Origin of the sequence: Methylobacterium ajmalii, from assembly GCF_036448855.1 — a bacterium.
In the GTDB taxonomy this organism is placed as follows: domain Bacteria; phylum Pseudomonadota; class Alphaproteobacteria; order Rhizobiales; family Beijerinckiaceae; genus Methylobacterium; species Methylobacterium ajmalii.
Window position 1 is genome coordinate 127369 of sequence record NZ_JAZFXT010000024.1, and the last position, 18220, is coordinate 145588.

General features: G+C 71.0%; 19 protein-coding genes. 4 read left to right on the forward strand and 15 right to left on the reverse strand.

Going from position 1 to position 18220, the window contains the following annotated elements:
* Positions 1–332 precede the first annotated feature (332 nt).
* The 4 genes from V3T34_RS10945 to V3T34_RS10960 form a co-directional block, all read right to left on the reverse strand.
* Positions 333–650, reverse strand: coding sequence for a c-type cytochrome (locus V3T34_RS10945; protein ID WP_060848615.1), 318 nt, complete (start codon positions 648–650; stop codon positions 333–335).
* Positions 651–707: 57 nt separating this feature from the next.
* Positions 708–1979, reverse strand: coding sequence for a PQQ-dependent sugar dehydrogenase (locus V3T34_RS10950; protein ID WP_305076701.1), 1272 nt, complete (start codon positions 1977–1979; stop codon positions 708–710).
* A 134-nt stretch (positions 1980–2113) separates the two neighbouring features.
* Positions 2114–3553, reverse strand: coding sequence for an amidase (locus tag V3T34_RS10955; RefSeq protein WP_305076700.1), 1440 nt, complete (start codon positions 3551–3553; stop codon positions 2114–2116).
* 102 nt (positions 3554–3655) lie between these two features.
* Positions 3656–4354 (reverse strand): HisA/HisF-related TIM barrel protein, encoded by a 699-nt coding sequence (locus V3T34_RS10960; RefSeq protein WP_305076699.1) that lies wholly within the window; start codon positions 4352–4354, stop codon positions 3656–3658.
* A 38-nt stretch (positions 4355–4392) separates the two neighbouring features.
* On the opposite strand from V3T34_RS10960, the gene V3T34_RS10965 reads away from it, so the two are divergent.
* Entirely contained in the window at positions 4393–5478 is a 1086-nt protein-coding gene (locus tag V3T34_RS10965) for a hydantoinase/oxoprolinase family protein (RefSeq protein ID WP_305076698.1), read from the forward strand.
* Positions 5479–5676: 198 nt separating this feature from the next.
* Here V3T34_RS10965 and V3T34_RS10970 read toward each other — a convergent pair whose 3' ends face one another.
* Both V3T34_RS10970 and V3T34_RS10975 read right to left on the reverse strand, forming a co-directional pair.
* The gene (locus V3T34_RS10970; RefSeq protein ID WP_305076697.1) at positions 5677–6174 is read right to left on the reverse strand and encodes a BLUF domain-containing protein; all 498 of its coding nucleotides are present in this window, start codon (positions 6172–6174) and stop codon (positions 5677–5679) included.
* Between the two features lie 207 nt (positions 6175–6381).
* Positions 6382–7431, reverse strand: coding sequence for an aromatic ring-hydroxylating oxygenase subunit alpha (locus V3T34_RS10975; protein WP_305076696.1), 1050 nt, complete (start codon positions 7429–7431; stop codon positions 6382–6384).
* A 230-nt stretch (positions 7432–7661) separates the two neighbouring features.
* Between V3T34_RS10975 and V3T34_RS10980 the strand changes: the two genes are divergently transcribed.
* Positions 7662–8090 carry a DUF3597 domain-containing protein gene (locus V3T34_RS10980; RefSeq protein ID WP_060848621.1) on the forward strand — a complete coding sequence of 143 codons (429 nt, stop codon included), beginning with the start codon at positions 7662–7664 and terminating at the stop codon, positions 8088–8090.
* 94 nt (positions 8091–8184) lie between these two features.
* On the opposite strand, the gene V3T34_RS10985 is transcribed toward V3T34_RS10980, so the two are convergent.
* The 8 genes from V3T34_RS10985 to V3T34_RS11020 all read right to left on the reverse strand — a co-directional run bounded on the left by V3T34_RS10985 (position 8185) and on the right by V3T34_RS11020 (position 16313).
* Positions 8185–9294, reverse strand: a complete 1110-nt coding sequence (locus V3T34_RS10985; protein ID WP_407942693.1) for a polyamine ABC transporter substrate-binding protein — start codon at positions 9292–9294, stop codon at positions 8185–8187.
* Positions 9295–9303: 9 nt separating this feature from the next.
* On the reverse strand, positions 9304–9663 hold the full coding sequence (locus tag V3T34_RS10990; RefSeq protein ID WP_060848622.1) for a RidA family protein: 360 nt from the start codon (positions 9661–9663) through the stop codon (positions 9304–9306).
* 319 nt (positions 9664–9982) lie between these two features.
* The gene (locus V3T34_RS10995; RefSeq protein WP_305076694.1) at positions 9983–11002 is read right to left on the reverse strand and encodes an ABC transporter ATP-binding protein; all 1020 of its coding nucleotides are present in this window, start codon (positions 11000–11002) and stop codon (positions 9983–9985) included.
* Positions 11003–11009: 7 nt separating this feature from the next.
* Positions 11010–12050 (reverse strand): ABC transporter ATP-binding protein, encoded by a 1041-nt coding sequence (locus V3T34_RS11000; RefSeq protein WP_305076693.1) that lies wholly within the window; start codon positions 12048–12050, stop codon positions 11010–11012.
* Positions 12047–12961, reverse strand: a complete 915-nt coding sequence (locus V3T34_RS11005) for an ABC transporter permease (RefSeq protein ID WP_091888311.1) — start codon at positions 12959–12961, stop codon at positions 12047–12049. The genes V3T34_RS11000 and V3T34_RS11005 overlap by 4 nt, the downstream gene beginning before the upstream one ends.
* A gap of 4 nt (positions 12962–12965) precedes the next feature.
* The gene (locus V3T34_RS11010; RefSeq protein WP_048429155.1) at positions 12966–13919 is read right to left on the reverse strand and encodes an ABC transporter permease; all 954 of its coding nucleotides are present in this window, start codon (positions 13917–13919) and stop codon (positions 12966–12968) included.
* A gap of 69 nt (positions 13920–13988) precedes the next feature.
* Entirely contained in the window at positions 13989–15617 is a 1629-nt protein-coding gene (locus tag V3T34_RS11015; protein ID WP_060848627.1) for an ABC transporter substrate-binding protein, read from the reverse strand.
* 150 nt (positions 15618–15767) lie between these two features.
* Complete coding sequence (locus tag V3T34_RS11020; RefSeq protein ID WP_305076692.1) at positions 15768–16313, reverse strand: TetR/AcrR family transcriptional regulator; 546 nt, start codon at positions 16311–16313, stop codon at positions 15768–15770.
* A 98-nt stretch (positions 16314–16411) separates the two neighbouring features.
* On the opposite strand from V3T34_RS11020, the gene V3T34_RS11025 reads away from it, so the two are divergent.
* A complete protein-coding gene (locus V3T34_RS11025) occupies positions 16412–16807 on the forward strand; it encodes a DUF2306 domain-containing protein (protein ID WP_305076691.1) in 396 nt (131 codons plus the stop codon).
* A 12-nt stretch (positions 16808–16819) separates the two neighbouring features.
* On the opposite strand, the gene V3T34_RS11030 is transcribed toward V3T34_RS11025, so the two are convergent.
* On the reverse strand, positions 16820–17569 hold the full coding sequence (locus tag V3T34_RS11030; RefSeq protein WP_305076690.1) for a sulfate transporter family protein: 750 nt from the start codon (positions 17567–17569) through the stop codon (positions 16820–16822).
* Between the two features lie 150 nt (positions 17570–17719).
* Here V3T34_RS11030 and V3T34_RS11035 point away from each other — a divergent pair, with 150 nt between their 5' ends.
* The gene (locus tag V3T34_RS11035) at positions 17720–18109 is read left to right on the forward strand and encodes a DUF3775 domain-containing protein (RefSeq protein WP_060848631.1); all 390 of its coding nucleotides are present in this window, start codon (positions 17720–17722) and stop codon (positions 18107–18109) included.
* The last annotated feature ends 111 nt before the right edge of the window (positions 18110–18220 follow it).

Consider the following 18220-nt stretch of genomic DNA (forward strand, 5'->3'; position numbering starts at 1 on the left):
GTTCGTCGTAGAAAATGCGGCAAAATCAAAGGCCTGACGAGCTTCACGATTGCAACGCCACGGTACACGACAGGGGCGTGAAGCGTTTCTGCGTCAAGGCTTTCCCATACACCACCTCGTCCTGAGGTGCGGGCGATCGACGATCGCTGAGCCTCGAAGGAGGGCTCCAGGGATCGCGGAGACTTCTGGAGCCCTCCTTCGAGGTCATTCGATCTTCGATCGACTAACGCCTCGGGATGAGGTCGCGGATGGGAGAGATAATCATCGCGGATTCACGTCGCTGTCGTGTGCCGTGTTGCAGCGCGATCGTGAAGTGCTCTAGCGGACGCGACTCAGCCCGGCGGGATCACGTCGATCTGGATGCCGCTGTAATACGCCGCCAGGTTGGCGATATCGGCATCCGACAACTCCTGGGCGGCGACCGACATCACCTCGTTCTTGCGGGTCCCGCTGCGGAACTCGGTCAGCGCCTTGACGAGGTAGGGCTCGACCTGGCCGGCGAGGTTCGGCGCGTCGGGGAGCTTCGAGAGCCCGTCGAGGCCGTGGCAGGCCTGGCAGGCGATCGCCTTGGCCCGGCCGGCCTTGGCGTCGCCGGCCGCCGCCGGGGCGGTCGCGGCGAGGAGCAGCAGGAGGGCGAGGGCGCGGGTCATGGGCGTCTCCTTGAGAGGGAAGCGGGGCGGCCCTCCGGCCGCCCCGCTCCGAAAAACCTACTTCTCGTAGGAGATGCGGTAGATCGCACCGGCGGTGTCGTCGGAGACGAGCAGCGAGCCGTCGGGCAGGGTCGCGACGTCGACCGGGCGGCCGAGATACTCGCCGCCCTCGGTCAGCCAGCCCTCGGCGAAGGGCTCGGGCTTGCCGGCGCTGCCGTCCTTGTTGACCGGCACGTACATCACCCGGGCGCCGATCGGCGTGGTGCGGTTCCAAGAGCCGTGCTCGGCGGTGAAGATGCCGCCGCGGTACTTCTCCGGGAACGACTTGCCCTTGTAGACGATCATGCCGAGGTCGGCGGCGTGGGGCGGCAGCTCGGCCTTGGGCGCCACGACGTCGGCCGGAACCTTGTCGTCCTTGTACTCGACCGTGCGCACCCCGCCGCCGCCGTACCACGGGAAGCCGAAGTTCTGGCCGGGCTTGGTGATCTGGTTGAGTTCGCCCGGCGGCTGGTCGTCGCCCATGCCGTCGACCTGGTTGTCGGTGAACCACAGGGTCTTGTCGGGGGCGAAGTCCATGCCGACCGAGTTGCGGATGCCGGTGGCGTAGACCTCCCGGTTCTTGCCGTCGGCATCCATGCGGATGATGCCGCCGATGCCGGTCTTGGCGTAGAGGTCGGCCTTGTCCTTGGGCGGTACGTTGTAGGGCTGGCCGAGCGAGACGTAGAGCTTGCCGTCGGGCCCGATGCGGCACATCCGGGCGGTGTGGTTGTAGCTCTCCTCGGCCGGCGGGATCAGCTCGCCCTGCTTGACCACCACCACGGCCGGGCCGTCCGTGCCCTCGTAGAAGAACTCGGCGGCCGGGAAGGCCAGGACACGGTTCTGCTCCACCACCGTCAGCACGCCGTCGCGCGAGAAGCAGACGCCGTTCGGGATCTTGAAGTCGACGCCCGGGGCGTAGACCTTGACCTCGTCGGCGACGCGGTCCTTGTCGCGGTCGGTGACGGTGTACATCTTGGACTTGCGGGTGCCGACGAAGACCACGCCGGCATTCGGGCCGACCGCCATCGCACGGGCGTCCGGCACGACGGCGTAGAGCTCGATCTTGAACCCGTCCGGGACCTTGATCTTCTGGAGCGTCTTGTTGATCGCGTCGGCGCGCCGGCCGGTCTGCGGGATCGGCGCCGGCTCGGCGACGCCGGTCTGCTTGAAGCTGCCGAGCTTTTCCAGGTTGTCGACCTTGGCCTTGGTGTCCCCGGCGGTCGTGTCCTGGGCCAGGGCGGCGCTCGCGAAGGAGACGCCGGCGGCGAGCGCCAGCAGGAAGGGCTTCATCGGGATTTCCTCCGAACCTCGGCCGTTGCGGCGTGGCCGAGCTTGTTGCTCGCCATGTATGCCGGGAGCCCTCACAGGCGGCAAGCGGAGCAGGCAGCCTATCTCGTTCACGCCGCCGTGATCGGTCGCCGGGATCAGCCGCGCAGGGCCGGCGGCAGCACCCGGTCGAAGCCCGTGACCGCCTCGTAGGCCGCCGCGATGGCCAGCAGCTCCGCCTCGCCGCGGTTCGGGGCGATGAGCTGGAGGCCCATCGGCAGGCCGGCCGCGCTGAAGCCCGCCGGCAGGCTGATCGTCGGGCAGCCGGAGAGCGTGGCCGGCACAACCACCTCCATCCAGCGGTGATAGGTGTCCATGGCGCGCCCGCCGACCTCCCGCGGCCAGGTCTCCTCCGCCGCGAACGGGAAGACCTGGGCCGAGGGCATCGCCAGCACGTCGAAGCGCTCGAACAGCCCGCGCACGCAGTGATACCAGGCGGTGCGGGTGACGCTGGCGGCGTGGACGTCGAAGGCCGAGAGCTTTTGGCCCTGCTCGACCTCCCAGATCGCCTCCGGCCGCATCAGGGTGCGCTTCTCCTCGTCCCGCCAATGCACCGCGAGGGTCGCGCCGATGATCCATTGGCGCAGCCGCGTCCAGCTCTGCCAGATCGCCTCCGGGTCGAAGTCCGGGAGCACCGGCTCGACCGCCGCGCCCTCGCCGGCGAAGACCCGCAGGGCGTCCTCGCAGAGGGCGAGCACGCCGGGCTCGAAGGGGAGGTGCCCGCCGAAATCACCGATCCAGCCGATCCGCAGCCCCTTCAGGTCGCGGGGCCGCGGCACCGCGAAGGCGGCGGGATCCTCGCGGAAGGCCGTCGGGGTGCGGGGATCGTACCCGGCCTGGACCGAGAGGAGCAGGCCGAGATCGGCGGTGCAGCGCGCCATCGGGCCGAGCACCCCGAGCTGGGGCAGGAAGACCTCCTCGGTGCCGTTCGGGATGCGGCCGGCTGCGGGGCGCAGCCCCAGCACGTTGTTCCAGGCGGCGGGGTTGCGCAGGGAGCCGCCGTGGTCGCTGCCGTCGGCGAGGGGCACCATCCGCATCGCCAGCGCCACCCCGGCGCCGCCGCTCGATCCGCCGCCGGCCTTCGCCGGGTCGTAGGCGTTGCGGGTCGGGCCGAAGACCGGGTTGGTGCTGTGCGAGCCGAGGCCGAATTCCGGCACGTTGGTCTTGCCGATGAGCAGCGCGCCGGCGCCCCTGAGCAGCGCGACGTGGAGAGCATCGGCCTCCGGCACGGTGTCGCGGAACAGCGGCGAACCGTGGGTGGTGCGGAGGCCGGCGGTGGGCGAGAGGTCCTTGACCGCGTGCGGCAGACCATGGAGCGGCCCGCGCGGTCCCCGCTCCTTCAGTTCCCGGTCGGCCGCCTCGGCCTCGGCGAGGAGCGCGTCGGGCTCGCGAAGGGATACGATGGCGTTCACCGCCGGGTTGTGGCGGGCGATCTGGTCGAGATGGGCCTGCATCACCTCCCGGGCCGAGACGGCCCGGTCGCGGATCGCCCGCGCGAGGTCGGTGGCACGCATCGTCACGAGATCGTTGGCGGGCATCGCGGGGTCCTGGATCGGCGTCGCGGCAAGCGGAGCACGCGAGCGGCGAGGGAACAAGCGCGGCCATGTCGGGCGGGGATGCCGCCGCGCGCATGGCGGCGCTCAGGCCCGCAGCCGCCCGTCGTGGATCGCGCTGGCGACGAGCACGCCGGCGGCCCCGGCCTCGTCGAGGGCCGGCAGGTCCTCCGGCCCGCGCAGCCCCCCGGCGGCGTAGAAGGCGACGTGGGGCGCCCGCGCCCTGAGCGCCCGCAGGCCCGCGAGGTCCGGCCCGGCGCCGCTGCCGACGCGCGCGAGCGTCATCACGATCACCTCCGGGGGCCAGGCGGACGGGTCCTCGTGCAGGATCGCCGGTCCCATCGGCGCGCCGTCCCGGCTGTCGAGGGAGAGGACCGCCCGGTCGCCGATGCGGCGCACCAGGGCGTCGTCGACCTGGCTCTCGCTGCCGAGCACCGGCCGGCCGAGGCCGGAGGCCAGGAACGCCGTGACGCCGGCCTCGCCCGAAAACCCCGCATCGACCCAGAGTTCGGTTCCGGGGCAGGCGGCCAGGATCGCCCGCAGCACGCCGAGATCCGGCGGGGCGCCGTCCACGATCGCGTCGAGGTCGGCGACGTAGAGCCGGCGCGCCGGCCAGGCGGCGAGCAGGCCGCGGGCGACGTCGGCCGGAACGGGGCCGGGGCTGAGCGGCGTCACGATCGGCGCGTAGGCGTCGCGGTCCCCGGCCCGGGCCCGCACGACGAGGCCGCCGCGCAGGTCGAGGACCGGCACCACCTCGGTCCGGGTTGCGAAGGGAGCGCCGCTCATGCGACCCGGTCCCGACGCGCCGCGACCGAGAATCGACCGTGACTGATCCGCATTCCTCCGTCCCTTCCGTTTCCTCGCGCGAGCGCATCATCGGCTGGGACTTCGGCGGGGTCCATGTCAAGGCGGCCCTGGTCGAGGGCGGGCGCGTCCAGGCGGTGGTCCAGGTGCCGTGCCCGCTCTGGAACGGCCTGCCGGCGCTGGAAACCTCGGTCGCGGCCCTGCCGGACTGGGCGCGCCAGCCGGGGCACCACGCCGTGACGATGACCGGCGAGCTGACCGACTGCTTCTCCGACCGCGCCGACGGCGTGACGCAGATCGCCGGCTGGGCCGGCACGCACCTGCCGGGCGCCGTCGCGGTCTATGCCGGGCGCGCCGGCTTCGTGGCGCCCGGGGAGGCGGGGACGAAGACGCCCGATGTCGCCAGCGCCAACTGGCACGCCACCGCGGCCCTCGTCGGCCGCCTCCGGCCGGCAGCCCTGCTGGTCGATCTCGGCTCGACCACCGGCGACCTGATCCCGATCCTCGACGGGCAGCCCCGCACCGTCGGCTACAGCGATGCCGAGCGGCTGGAGACCGGGGAACTCGTCTATACCGGGGTGGTGCGCACCCCGCTCCTGGCGCTGGCGCAGGCCGTCCCGTTCCGCGGCCGTCGCACCGCCCTGATGGCCGAGTGCTTCGCCACCACGGCGGACGCCTACCGGCTCCTCTCCGATCTGCCGGAGGCCGAGGACCAGCAGGACACCGCCGACCTCAAGGGCAAGTCGATCCCCGAGACCGAGATCCGCCTGGCACGGATGATCGGGCGGGACCGCCACGAGGGTTCCTCCGCCGACTGGATCCGCCTCGCGGGGGTCTTCGCGGAGGCGCAGCTGAGGCTCCTGCACGATGCCGCCGCCACGATCCTGTCCCGGGGCGAAATGCCGGAGGAGGCGCCGGTGGTGATCTGCGGCGCCGGCCGCTTCGTCGCCGCCCGCCTCGCCGCCCGCCTCGGGCGGCCCGCCGAGGAGCTGAGCGACCTGATCGCGCCGCGCCTTGCCCCCGACGCGGCGGCCTTCGCGTCGACCTGTGGGCCGGCGGTCGCGGTGGCGCTCCTCGCCGCCGAGCCGTCCGCGCGGGCGGGGTGAGCACGCCGCACGACGGGGTATCCCGAAAGACATTCGACCTGCCGACCTCGGAGCCTGCTCGAGTGCATCCGATGAACGAGCCCCGATCGGCGTGTCGGATGTCCGATCCCCCGACCTCGGGACGAGGTCGAGGGTGGGAGAGACGGATCGCGACGGGGCGTGCGCGAGTGCCGTGTGTCGGGCCGGATGGGACCGGTTTCAGCGGTAAGAGCGTGCGGAGCTCCCGGAGGCGGCGTCTTGGCCGGCTGCGCCGGAATGCCAGGGCGTGCTGATCGGGCTGTCGACGAGGAGCAGCAGCGCCCGCCGCAGGAGCTGGTCGAGGGCCTTCGGGCCGCCGGCGGGACAGGACCCGTCGCCGTTCAATCGCTTGTCGAGTTCCGCACTGGTGCCGAGGAAGCCCATGTTCCAGCCCGGGAAGCGCCGCTCGGCGGCGAAATCCATTTCGATCACCGCCAGGGTGTGGTGGCGCCGGTCGACCAGGATCGACTCGAAGATCGGCTGCACGGCGGCGCGCCGGCCCTCCAGCACCTGGAAGAAGCCGAGTCCGGTATAGACCAGCACGCCGCTCACGTCCGCCAGGCGGTTGCGGTGCCGGGCGGCGCCAAGGAGAGACGCGATGTGGCCCTGTCCCAGCATCGCCTCTGGCGGATGAGCGGCGGTGCTCTTGTAAACGATGCGGAAGATGTCGCCTGACATCCGTGTCCCCCGGAAGGCTGAGCGGACGGGATAATTCGAAAGGCCGCGTCCGCGATAGCGCCGAACGGCACGGCCCTGGAATTTCCTGCCGTTGTCGCGGCGCGGGACAGAACTGACGAGCGCTCGATCCACCTCTGGACCGCCCTTCCCCGACGGCAACGCCGCGCACTCGCCGCCGATCCCGTGTCGGACAACCCGTATTGTCGTTCAACTGCGCCAGCGCAGCTCCCGCGGCTCGAGCGGATTGACGAAGGGCGCCGCCGCCTCGCGCGCCCGCAGGAACTCGCGCTTGAGGCTGAAATACCATTGCGACTGCACGTCGCTCTCGCCCATCAGCACCATGGCGGGCTTCCGGTCGAGGCCGCGCTGGGCGATCTGGAGCACGTCGCGGTCCTGGCCGAGGAACTGGCGCATCAGCGGCCGGGCGACGGGCTTCAGCAGGTTGAGAGCGGGGATGTTCCAGTACATCGCGTTGATGAGCGCGGTGCGGCCGTTCGCCAGCGGTGCGGCGAAGGTGTAGTTCGCCAGGCGCTTCTCGCCCGCGGTGATCCGCTCGAGCCGCACGCCCGGCAGGCGGAACTCGATCTCGACCTCGGGGATCGAGCCGAGCAGGCGGTAGGCAAGGGAGGCGGTCTTCGCCGTGTGGCTCGTCATGGTGAAGCCGAAGGGCGAGGGCGCGAAGTGCTTCACCTTCTCCTTCATGGTCTTCGAGGGGCGCCACCACCACGAATCGTGGACGTAGGCGACGTGCGCCGGATCGACGAAGCTCAGCGCCACGAGGTCGAACGAGGCCTCGACCTCGAGGATCTCGACGAGCTGCCCGCAATAGTCGAAATCGACCTCCGGGATCGGCGGAACCGTCTCCGGGGCGGCGCCGGCGGGGTTGGCGCTGGCATGCACCCAGATCAGGCCGGCCTTTTCGGTCACCGCGAAGCGGGCGAGGCGGACGGAGGCGAAATTCGCGTCGTCCCGGCGGGCGAGCGCCGGAATCGCCGCGCAGGCGCCGTCGGGCCGGAACTGCCAGCCGTGGAACGGGCAGACGAGGTTGCCGTCGACGATCCGGCCGGCCGATAGCGCCATGCCGCGATGCGGGCAGCGGTCGCGCAGGGCGAACAGCGCGCCCGATTCCTCCCGCCCGACCACCACGGCCTCCTCGCCGAGGCTGACCGACCGCATGCCGCCGGGCCGGACGCTGCGGCTCTCGCCGACGCAGTACCAGACGTCGTCGAGCGCCCGGCGTATCGGATCCCCTGTCATGCCGCTCCCACGCGATTCCCGTCGCGGCCGGCGCCACGCGCCCGGCCCGCCTTCCGGCCCGTCCTTAACCGATCCTGCGGCGGCGTGCAGCGCCGGGATGGTCGCGGACGCGCGCTTCACGGAACGGTGAGCGGGGCCGTTCGTTAGCCTGCCGCAAGGCCGAGCGTGCCCGCCTTTCGCCCGCGCGGATGCGGGCAGCGCCACGCTAGCCCCAGACGGAGAACGACACGATGAGCCTGCTCGGGACGATCGTCAGCAAGATCCTGCACCCCTTCGGCGGCGGCGACGCCCAGGCGCAGACGTCGGGTGATGCGCCCAAGACCGACACGTCCTCGGCGGGCGGGGCGCTCGGCGGCGGCTCGGACGCGGCGTCCGGCGGCGCGGTGCCGAAGGTCGACGGCAAGGTCGACGTCGAGGCGGTGCTCAACGACCTCGCCGGCAAGGCCGGCCAGCCGCTGAACTGGCGCACCTCGATCGTCGACCTGATGAAGCTGCTCCACCTCGACAGCAGCCTGTCGTCCCGCAAGGAGCTCGCCAAGGAGCTGAACTACACCGGCGACACCGAGGATTCGGCCACCATGAACGTGTGGCTGCACAAGCAGGTGATCAAGAAGCTCGAGGAGAACGGCGGCAAGGTGCCGGACGACCTCAAGGATTGATGCCGGGACGCGATCCCGCCCGCGCGGCGGGTGAACGGGACGCGCGAGAGGGGCCCGCTCCGGAGAGGAGCGGGCCTTTTTCGTGAGCGGGGCCTCAGCGCCCGGTGCGCACCCGGGTCCAGAGCCGGGTCACCAGCCGCTGCGTGCGGTCGTCGTAGGCGGTGTTGGTGAACAGGCGCCGGAACGTGGCGTCGTCCGGGTAGATCCCGGGATCCGACAGGATCTCTGGCTTGACCAGGGCCTTGGCCGCGAGGTTGCCGCTCGCATAGGCGACGAAGTTGGTGTTGGCCGCCGCAACTTCCGGCCGCATCATGAAGTCGATGAAGGCGTGCGCCTCCGCCGCGTGGGGGGCGTCCTTCGGAATCGCGAAGGAATCGAACCACATCAGCGCGCCCTGCTGCGGGATGACGTAGGCGATGTCGACGTCGTTCTTCGCCTCGCGGGCGCGGCGGCGGGCCTGGAGCACGTCGCCCGAATAGCCGACCGACAGGCAGACGTCGCCGTTGGCGAGCTGGTTGATGTACTCGGAGGAGTGGAATTTCTGCACCGCGCCGCGGATGCGGAACAAAGCCTCGCCGGCCTTCTCGAGGTCGTCGACCCGCCGCGTGTCGGGCTTCAGCCCGATCGCCTGGAGCACGCTCGGAAAGATGTCCTCGGGAGCGTCCAGCATCGTGACGCCGCAATCCTTGAGCTTGGCGACGAGCTCGGGACGCAGGACGATGTCCCAGGTGTTGAGCGGCTGGGTCGCGCCCAGGCGGGCCCGCACCAGGGCGGTGTTCATGCCGATCCCGGTCGTGCCCCACATGTAGTCGACCGCGTAGGCATTGCCCGGATCGTAGACCGCGAGCCGCGCGGTCACCTCGGGCCAGGCGTGCTTGAGGTTCGGCAGCTTCGCCTTGTCGAGGGGCTGGAAGACGCCCGCCTTGATCAGGCGTTGCAGGAACGGACCGGAGGGCACCACGATGTCGTGGCCCGAGCGGCCGGCGAGCAGCTTGGTCTCGACGATCTCGTTGGTGTCGTAGGTGTCGTAGACCACCTTGATGCCGGTCTCGCGCGTGAAGGCGTCGAGCATCTTAGGGTCGATGTAGTCCGACCAGTTGTAGACGTTGACGACCCGCTCCGGCGCGGCCGCCGCGGGGCCGGCGGCCACCGCCGCGAGGGCGAGGAGGCGGGCCGAGGCCCGCAGGAGACCGCGCCGGAGCAGCCGCATCGGTCAGGCTCCGATCGCGGCGATGATCGAGATCTCGACCTTGTATTGCGGGCCGGCGAGCTTGGCTTCGACGGTGGCGCGGGCCGGGGTGTGGCCGGCGGCGACCCAGCCGTCCCAGGCGCGGTTCATCTCGGCGAAGGTCGACATGTCGGCGAGGTAGATCGTGGCCGAGAGGAGCCGGGTCTTGTCGCTGCCGACGCTGGCGAGCAGGGCGTCGATCTGGGCGAGGATGTCCTTGGTCTGCGCCTCGACGCCCTCGTCGTTCGAGACGTTGTCGGCGACCTGACCGGCCAGGTAGGCGGTGCCGTTATGGACCACGGCCTGGCTCATCCGGGGGCCGGTCTCGAAACGCGTGATGGTCATCGAATACTCCAGGTGTTGACGGTCGGGGAGGCTTGCGGTCGAGCGCTCCGGCGCCTTGTGCCGTCGAAGGCGGGGCCGCGTAAAGGGCCCGGGCGGGAAACCCGGAACCGTCGAGGACAGGGCGGAGGAGGCGAGAGCGCCGACGAGCCGCGACCCGCCGAATCCGGGCGGCCGCGATGGTGCGAAGAATGTCCGCGCCCCGTCGTCGGCCTCGCCCGGCGCGATCATCGGATCGTACGTCGACAGGCAAAGGGCGCCGGGCGGTGCGGCACAGGTCACCTGCCACTCCCCGACGGTGCCCGGTTCGCCATCGCGACGTTCAGGCCGCGGGCGCGGTCCCGTCCAGGCGCATGCAGCGCGCCGCGTGCCCCGGCGCCACCGCCACGCGGGCCGGCAGGCCCTCGCGGCAGGCCGGCACGACGAGGCCGCAGCGCGGCTCGAACGGGCAGCCCGGGGGCGGGTCGGCGAGATCCGGGGGCGAGCCGGGAATCGTGGCGAGCCGCACGCCCTTGGGCGAATCGGGGGTGATGCGCGAGGCGAGCAGGCCTTGCGTGTAGGGATGGGCCGGCCGGCCGATCACCTCACCGCTCGCTCCGACCTCGACGAGGTGGCCGCCATACATCACCGCCACACGGTCGGCGACCTGGACGGCCACGCCGACATCGTGGGTGACGAAGATGACGGCGAGGCCGAGGTCGCGCTGCAATTCCCGCAGCAGCAGCAGGATCTGGATCTGTACCGTGGCGTCGAGCGCCGTCGTCGGCTCGTCGGCGAGCAGCACCTTGGGCCGGCAGGCGAGCGCGAGCGCGATCATCGCGCGCTGGCGCATGCCGCCCGACATCTCGTGCGGGTAGGCGTCGAGGCGCCGGGCCGGGGAGGGGATGTGGACGCGCTCGAACAGCTCCAGCGCCCGGGCGCGGCCGGCGGCGCGGGAGACGCCCTCGTGGCGCATCACGGCCTCGGCGATCTGATCGCCGATGCGGTAGACCGGATCGAGGGCGAGGCCCGGATCCTGGAAGATCATCGCGACGGTGCCGCCGCGATAGGCCGAGAGCGCCTTGCGCTTGAGGGACAGCACGTCGTGCCCGTCGACCCGCAGGTGCCCGGCGATGCGGGTGCGGGATTCCGGCAGGAGCCGCATCAGGGCCCGCAGCGTCACCGACTTGCCGGAGCCGGATTCGCCGAGCAGCGCCAGGGCCTCGCCGGCCCGGATCGAGAAATCGACCCCGCCGACCGCCCGGACGGGTTTTCGGCCGCCGAGGAAGTCGACCGTGAGGTCGCGGACCTCGATCAGGGCGTCGGAGGCGGTGCTGCCGGTCGCGCGAAGGGGTGCGTTCATGTCAGCCTCACGCCGCCATCGGGACCGGGGGAGCCTCCGGGTGGCCGGAGCCCGCCGCCGCCCGGTGACAGGCGGCGAAGTGCGCCGGCGCGACCGGATCGAGGCCGGGCTCGCGGGTGCGGCAGACCTCCGCGGCGAACTGGCAGCGGGTGTGGAAGCGGCAGCCCGGGGGCGGGTTGATCGGGTTCGGCGGATCGCCGGTGAGCGGCGCTTCCTCCAGCCGGGCGTTCGGGTCGGTCGAGGGCTGGGAGGCCAGCAAAGCCGCCGTGTAGGGGTGGCGCGGGGTGCCCAGGATCGCGTCGGCGGGTCCGATCTCGGCGATCCGGCCGAGATACATCACCATCACCCGGTCCGACATGAACCGCACGACGTTGAGGTCATGCGAGATGAAGATGTAGGTCAGGCCGAATTCCTGCTTGAGGTCGGTGAGCAGGTTGAGCACCTGCGCCTCCACCGACTTGTCGAGGGCCGAGACCGCCTCGTCGAGGATCAGGAGGCGGGGTTCCAGCGCCAGGGCCCGGGCGATGTTGACCCGCTGGCGCTGCCCGCCCGAGACCTCGTGCGGGTAGCGGCCGCCGAAGCGCCGCGGCTCCAGCCCGACCCGGCGCAGGAGGTCGTGGGCCCGCGACAGGGCGGCGGCCGCGGACAGCCCGTGCGCCTTCGGGCCGAAGGCCACCGATTCCTCGACGGTGAGGCGCGGGTTGAGCGAGGCGTAGGAATCCTGGAAGACCATCTGCACCTGGCGGCGATAGGCCTTCAGGTCGAGGGCGCGGGAGCCGAGCAGCTCGCCGTCGAAGACGATGTCGCCCTTGTCCTGCCGGGCGATCTGCATCAGCAGGCGCGCCGTCGTCGACTTGCCGCAGCCGGATTCGCCGACGACGCCCAGCGTCTCGCCCTTCATCACGGAAAAGTCGACGCCGTCGACGGCGCGCACCGCCGGGCCCTTGCCGAACAGCCCGCCCTTGCCGGGAAAGTGCTTCACCAGGCCGTCGACGGTCAGCAGCGGCTGCGCGGGACCGCCGCGGTCGCGGGGATCGAGGTCGGTCACTGGCGCACCTCCATGGCCGAGCGCAGGCCGTCCGACAGAAGGTTGAACGAGATCGAGGTGAGGAAGATCATCACGCCGGGAAGCGCCGCCACGACCGGGTTGACGTAGATCGCGGTGCGCAGGGTGTTGAGCATCAATCCCCATTCCGGCTCGGGCGGCTTCACGCCGAGGCCGAGGAAGGACAGGCCCGAGGCGAGGATCATCGAGACCGAGATCAGGCTGGTGGCGTAGACGAAGACGGGGCCGAGCACGTTGCCGAGCACCTGGACGCGGACCACCGTGAACGGGTTCGCCCCCGAGACCCGGGCGGCCTCGACGTAGTCGCGGTTGCGGATCTGCACCGTCACGCTCTCGGCGACGCGGGTGATCTGGGGCACGAACACGACGGTGAGCGACACGATCGAGTTGAGGATGCCCGCACCGAGCGCCCCCGAGAGCGCGATGGCGAGCAGCACCGAGGGGAAGGCGAAGAATACGTCGACGACGCGCATGATCACGGTGTTGACCCAGCCGCCGGCATAGCCGGCGAGGATGCCGAGGCCGGAGCCGACGAAGAACGCGATGACGACCGGCAGCACGCCCATGAACAGCGACAGGCGGCCGGCGTAGAGGAGCCGTGTGAGCATGTCGCGGCCGAGCTCGTCCGAGCCGAGCCAGTAGGTCGCGTCGCCGACATGGCGCAGGCGCCGGACCATCGAGCCCTTGAACGGGTCCATCGGGGCGATGAGCGGCGCGAAGATCGCCGCGAGCACGATGGCGAGGATGACGCAGGCCGCAGTCATCGCCACCGGATCGCGCAGGAGGCGGCGCAGCACGCTGCCCCAGTAGCCGCGCGAGGCGACCGCCGGGATCTCCGGAGGAGCGACCGCCGCGACCGGATCGCCGCTGGCGAGGGAGGTCTGGATGGTCATGCGCTCACGCCCTCTCGATGCGGGGGTCCAGCGCGGTCTGCACCACGTCGACCAGGAGGTTGAGGGTCACGAAGAACATCGCGAGCACCAGGATCGTGCCCTGCAGCAGCGGCAGGTCGCGCTGGAAGATCGCGGCGTTGAGGAGGAAGCCGGTGCCCGGCCAGGCAAACACGGTCTCGATCAGGATCGAGCCGCCGAGCAGGTAGCCGAGCTGGAGGCCCATGATGGCGATGGCGGTCGGCGCGGCGTTCTTGACGACGTGGCGAAAGACGCCGAATTCCGACAGGCCCTTGGCGCGGAGCGCCTGGACGAAGTCCTGGTGCAGGATGTCGCCGACGAGCGCCCGGACGGTGCGGGAGATCACCCCCATGGGGATCACCGACATGGTGATGGCCGGGAGCAGGATGTAGCGCAGGTGCTCGAGGTCCGGGAACCAGTTGCCCGAGCCCTGCGGCCCCGCCCCCGTCGGCGGCAGCCAGCCGAGGGTGGCCGAGAAGATGATCACCAGGACGATGCCGAGCCAATAGTGCGGCACGCTGACCCCGAACACCGCGATCGCCGAGGCGACCCGGTCGAGCCAGGAATCGCGGGCATAGCCGGCGACGAAGCCGAAGAAGGTGCCGAAGGTGAAGCCGATCAGCGTCGCCATCGAGGCGAGGATCAGGCTGTTGCCGACGGCGCGGCCGACCTCCGACAGGACCGGGCGGCCGGTGGCGATCGAGGTGCCGAGGTCGCCGTGCAGGATCTTCCAGAGCCACAGGCCGTACTGCACCGGCAGCGGCTTGTCGAAGCCGTAGGCCGACCGCATCTGCGCCTGCATCTCGGCGGTGGCGTCGACCGGCAGGATCGCGCTCAGGGGATCGCCGGGGGCGAGGTGGACGAGGAGGAAGCACACCAGGCTGACGCCCAGGGCGACCGGGGCGGCGTAGCCGATGCGCTTGAGGATGAAGAGGATCATGAGGCGGCGCCGTTTGTCGGGGTCGTGGTCCCGCCCGGCGCAGGGCCGGGCGGGGGATCGATCAGGCGCTTACTTCGCCATCGTGATCGGCGAGAAATCCTGGAACCAGCTCTGGGCCTGGACGAAGCCCTGGACCTTCTTGCTCATCGCCCGCGGGTTGACGTCGTGGGTGACCATCAGGAACAGGGCGTCGTCGACGAACTTCTCGTGCACCTTCTGCAGCACCGCGACCTGCTCCTTCGGATCGAAGGTCGCCCGCACCTCGTCGAACAGCTTGTCCATCGCCGGGTCGCAGTAATAGCCCCAGTTGGTGCCGTTCGGCGGCGCCAGGTTGCACTGGGCGTGGCGGATGAAGGCGGTGAACGGGTCCTGGATCAGGTAGGAGTAGTTCATCGCGGTACCGCCGCGCGCGCTGTCGGACTTGGAGCCGGCCCGCCAGATGTTGATGAGCGTGTTCCACTCCACGACCTCGTAGTCGACCTTGATGCCGACCTCCGCGAGGTTCTGCTGCAGGAACTCGTTCATCGGCAGCGGCTGCATCTGGCCGGAGCCCGAGGCCGAGATCAGCACCTTGGTGGAGAGCGGCTTGTTCGGGCCGTAGCCGGCCTCCTTCAGCAGCTTCTTGGCGGCCTCCGGATCGTAGCCGAGCTTGAAGGTCGGCTTGCCGAACCAGGGATGGCCGGGGGTCAGGAAGCCCTCGGCCGGGGTGGCGAGGCCGCCCAGGAACTCCTTCAGGCCCTCGCGGTCGATGGCGAGGTTGGCGGCCTTGCGCACGCGGACGTCGTTCCACGGCGAGCCCTCGGCCCGCGACAGGTGCCAGGTCCAGTTGTGCGGGTAGAGGTTGGTGACGAGGGCAAAGCCCGCGGCCTTGAGCGAGGGCACCGCGTCGGGGGCCGGCGCCTCGATCCAGTCGACCTGGCCCGACCGCAGGGCGGCGACCCGGGCATTGGCCTCGGGCAGCGGCACCAGCACCATCTTGTCGAGCTTGGGAACGCGCGCCTTGTCCCAATACTCCTTGTTCGGCACCAGCTCGAGGCGCTCGCGCGGCACGAAGCCCGTCACCTTCCACGGACCGGTGCCGGAGGGCGCCTTGGCGACGGCATCCCAGCTCTTGCCCTGCTTCTCCCAGTTGGCGGGAGACGACATCAGGATCCAGGCGAGCTGGTAGGGGAAGGTCGCGTCCGGAGTCTTGGTGACGATCTCGAGCGTCATCGGATCGACCGCCTTGTAGGAGGCCACCGCCGGGATGCGGGTGCGCCCCTGCGCCGACTGGCGCGGGTCGAATTGCGGGCTGTCCGACTTCAGGAGCTTGTCGAGGTTCCACACCACGGCGTTCGCATCGAAGGCGGAGCCGTCGTGGAAGGTGACGCCGGGGCGGAGCTTGAAGGTCCAGCGGGTCTTGTCGGCGGGATCGATCGACCAGGAGGTGGCGAGGCCGGGGGTTAGGTCGGAGGCCTTGTCGGCCCGGCTGAGGTCCCAGTTGATCAGGGCGTCGTACACCGTGTAGCCGGTGAAGCGCATGCCCTCGCCGCCATTGTCGGCCTGGCCGGTGGTGAGCGGGATGTCGGAGGCGGTCATGCCGATGCGCAGCACGCCCTGCGCGCTCGCGGGCCCCGTCAGAGCGAGGGCGAGGGCGAGCCCGGACAGGGTCCGCCCGAGCGCGGACCGGCGCAGGGACGGGGGGGTGAGCAGCGGCATCGTCGATCGTCTCCGTGGGGTTGACGGACGACAGGATTGCAAGAGCCCTGCCAACCGCCTCGCCTGTGCCGGAGGCGCATCCCTGGAACTGGAATGCCTAAATTATAGCTTGCCTCATTCGTAGGCGAATAAACGACGGTCGCGTTGCCTTCACACGAGGCAGGCTTCGGCCTGGGCGGCCTCGATCTGCCTGTCGGCGACGAGGTGGGCGAGGCCGTGGACCAGAGCCCAGGCCCGCAGGGCGTCGCGGTCGGCGGATGCCGAGGGCTCGCGTTCCGCCACCGCGCCCCGCAACGTCCCGAATGCCGCCGCGGAGGCCTCGGCAAGGTCGGGATGGGCGGCGCGGTCCAGGGTCCCGCCGAACATCAGCCGGAAGGTCGCCCGATCCGCCTCGGCGAAGCGCAGATAGGCCCGGCCGAGCGCCGTGAGCCGATCAGGCGGGCGCGCCTCGCCCGCCGCCCGGTCGAGCGCCCGGTGCAGGGCCAGGAAGCCCTCCGTCGCGAGCGCCGCGAGCAGCGCCTCGCGGCTCGGGAAGTGCCGGTAGGGCGCGTTGTGCGACACGCCGGCGAGGCGTGCCGCCTCGCGAAAGCTCACAGCCTCGACCCCGCCGGAGCGCAGAAGATCCTGCCCTGCTGCGATCAGGCCGCGGCGCAGGTCGCCGTGATGGTAGCTCGCGCCGCCGCCAAATGTTGACAATGCCCACATGCTCCGTATGTTGCGCTTGTCAACATACGGGCCCCGGACGCCGCCGCAAGCTGCGACAGCCGGGTCGCGCCGTGGATCGGGCCTGCGCCATGACCCTCCAGCCGCTGCTTCAGGCCTCGCCGGTGATCCAGGTCCACGCCGCGGCGGCCCTCGCCGGCTTGTTGCTCGGGGCGCTGCAGTTCGGGCTCCGGCGGGGCGGGGGACGGCACCGGTGGATGGGTCGGCTCTGGGTCGGGCTGATGGCGGTGGTGGCGCTGAGTTCGTTCGGCATCTCGGGCCTGCGCCAGGTCGGACCGTTCAGCTGGATCCACCTCCTGTCGCTGTTCACCCTGGCGGCGTTGGTCCGTGGGGTGCTGCACGCGCGGCGCGGCGAGATCGCGGCCCATCGCTGGACCATGATCGGGCTCTATCTCGGCGCGCTGGCGGTCACCGGGCTGTTCACCCTGCTGCCCGGGCGGATCATGGGCCGCGTCGTTTTCGGGTGAGGGGCGGCGGCGTCAGCGCCGCCCCGCATCGAGCCGGTCCCGGTCCATCGCCACCGGCGGCCGGGCTTGCGGCGCCCGCAGCAGCCGGTCGCGGCTCAGGCCCTTGTGGACGTGGACCATCAGGGCGATGCCGAAGAGCGGGGTGATCAGGTTGACGACCGGCACCAGCATCAGCCCGGCCAGCAGCGCCCCGGCGAGCATCACGGTCGCGGTGTGGTGGCGCCGCATCGCGCCGGCCTCGGCCAGGGGCCGGAACCGGGCCGCGGCGAGCTCGAAATACTCGCGCCCGAGCAGGTAGGTGTTGGCGAGGAAGAACGCCGCCACGTTGATGCCCGGCACGAGCAGCAGCAGCAGCGCCGCGAGGTTGACGGCGAGCGCCAGCCCGGCGAACCGCGCCGTGTAGAGCATCGCCTGGCCGAACGGCATCGCCTGGCCCGGCACCTCATCGGGGAAGTCGGTGCGCTCGACGATCGCGGCGGCATCGTCCAGGAAGTAGCCCGCCACCAGGATCGAGACCGGCGGCAGGATGTAGGCGAGGCCGACGAACAGCCCGGCCCCGGCCAGGAACGACGCCACGGCGTTGACCATGGCGTAGTCGGTCGAGATCGGGTGGGCGGCGATCAGCGCCGCGATGCCCTTGGACAGGCCGAACCACACCAGGAACAGCAGCCCGATCGTTAGGCCGAGGGACTTCCACAGGATCTGGCGGAGCGGCGGGGAAAACACCTGCCGCAGGGCCGCGAAGGCGGCGTTGATGAGCATCGAAGCCTCTCGAATGGGGCGCGCCGCCGCTCACTTGATGTCGAAAGGCCCCGGCGTCCAGGGGCGAACCTCTGCGGCAGGCGAACCGGGCCACGCTTCGCGGGTTGAGGCTCCACAGCATGGCGCCCGCGCCGCGAGGAGATTCGACCGATGGACATCGCCGTAGACAAGGTCAGTGAGTTCATTCTGCGCGCCCGCGCCCTCGACGTGAAGGAGGGTCTGAGCGATCCCGATTCCGGCTCGAACCCGATCGACGACGGCGCCCGCGACGTGCTGGTCGACGGCACCGACGACGCGACCGAAGAGGAGCTGCGCGAGATGATCGCCGGCCTCAACGACGACGAGCGCGCCGACCTGGTGGCGCTGCTGTTCGTCGGCCGCGGCGACATGGAGCCGGAGGAGTTTCCCGACGCGGTGCGGCTGGCCCGCGAGCGCGAAGCCGCCGGCACCCGCACCGCCGACTACCTGCTCGGCATCCCGAATGTCGGCGACCTGCTCGACGAGGGGCTTGCGGCGATGGGCCTGAACAGCACCGTCTGACCGGGCGCAGGCATGCCCTGTCCGGCATGGCCGGACCCCTGAAACGCGAAAAGCGGGGCACGAGGCCCCGCTCTCCGTCCCGGACGATCGTCCGGCATCGCGCCCGGGCGG

What these genes read in the sequence shown, in the direction of transcription:
- V3T34_RS10945 (WP_060848615.1), bottom strand. Translation starts at nt 650, where the DNA reads ATGACCCGCGCCCTCGCCCTCCTGCTGCTCCTCGCCGCGACCGCCCCG.
- V3T34_RS10950 (WP_305076701.1), bottom strand. Translation starts at nt 1,979, where the DNA reads ATGAAGCCCTTCCTGCTGGCGCTCGCCGCCGGCGTCTCCTTCGCGAGC.
- V3T34_RS10955 (WP_305076700.1), bottom strand. Translation starts at nt 3,553, where the DNA reads ATGCCCGCCAACGATCTCGTGACGATGCGTGCCACCGACCTCGCGCGG.
- V3T34_RS10960 (WP_305076699.1), bottom strand. Translation starts at nt 4,354, where the DNA reads ATGAGCGGCGCTCCCTTCGCAACCCGGACCGAGGTGGTGCCGGTCCTC.
- V3T34_RS10970 (WP_305076697.1), bottom strand. Translation starts at nt 6,174, where the DNA reads ATGTCAGGCGACATCTTCCGCATCGTTTACAAGAGCACCGCCGCTCAT.
- V3T34_RS10975 (WP_305076696.1), bottom strand. Translation starts at nt 7,431, where the DNA reads ATGACAGGGGATCCGATACGCCGGGCGCTCGACGACGTCTGGTACTGC.
- V3T34_RS10980 (WP_060848621.1), top strand. Translation starts at nt 7,662, where the DNA reads ATGAGCCTGCTCGGGACGATCGTCAGCAAGATCCTGCACCCCTTCGGC.
- V3T34_RS10990 (WP_060848622.1), bottom strand. Translation starts at nt 9,663, where the DNA reads ATGACCATCACGCGTTTCGAGACCGGCCCCCGGATGAGCCAGGCCGTG.
- V3T34_RS10995 (WP_305076694.1), bottom strand. Translation starts at nt 11,002, where the DNA reads ATGAACGCACCCCTTCGCGCGACCGGCAGCACCGCCTCCGACGCCCTG.
- V3T34_RS11005 (WP_091888311.1), bottom strand. Translation starts at nt 12,961, where the DNA reads ATGACCATCCAGACCTCCCTCGCCAGCGGCGATCCGGTCGCGGCGGTC.
- V3T34_RS11010 (WP_048429155.1), bottom strand. Translation starts at nt 13,919, where the DNA reads ATGATCCTCTTCATCCTCAAGCGCATCGGCTACGCCGCCCCGGTCGCC.
- V3T34_RS11015 (WP_060848627.1), bottom strand. Translation starts at nt 15,617, where the DNA reads ATGCCGCTGCTCACCCCCCCGTCCCTGCGCCGGTCCGCGCTCGGGCGG.
- V3T34_RS11025 (WP_305076691.1), top strand. Translation starts at nt 16,412, where the DNA reads ATGACCCTCCAGCCGCTGCTTCAGGCCTCGCCGGTGATCCAGGTCCAC.
- V3T34_RS11030 (WP_305076690.1), bottom strand. Translation starts at nt 17,569, where the DNA reads ATGCTCATCAACGCCGCCTTCGCGGCCCTGCGGCAGGTGTTTTCCCCG.
- V3T34_RS11035 (WP_060848631.1), top strand. Translation starts at nt 17,720, where the DNA reads ATGGACATCGCCGTAGACAAGGTCAGTGAGTTCATTCTGCGCGCCCGC.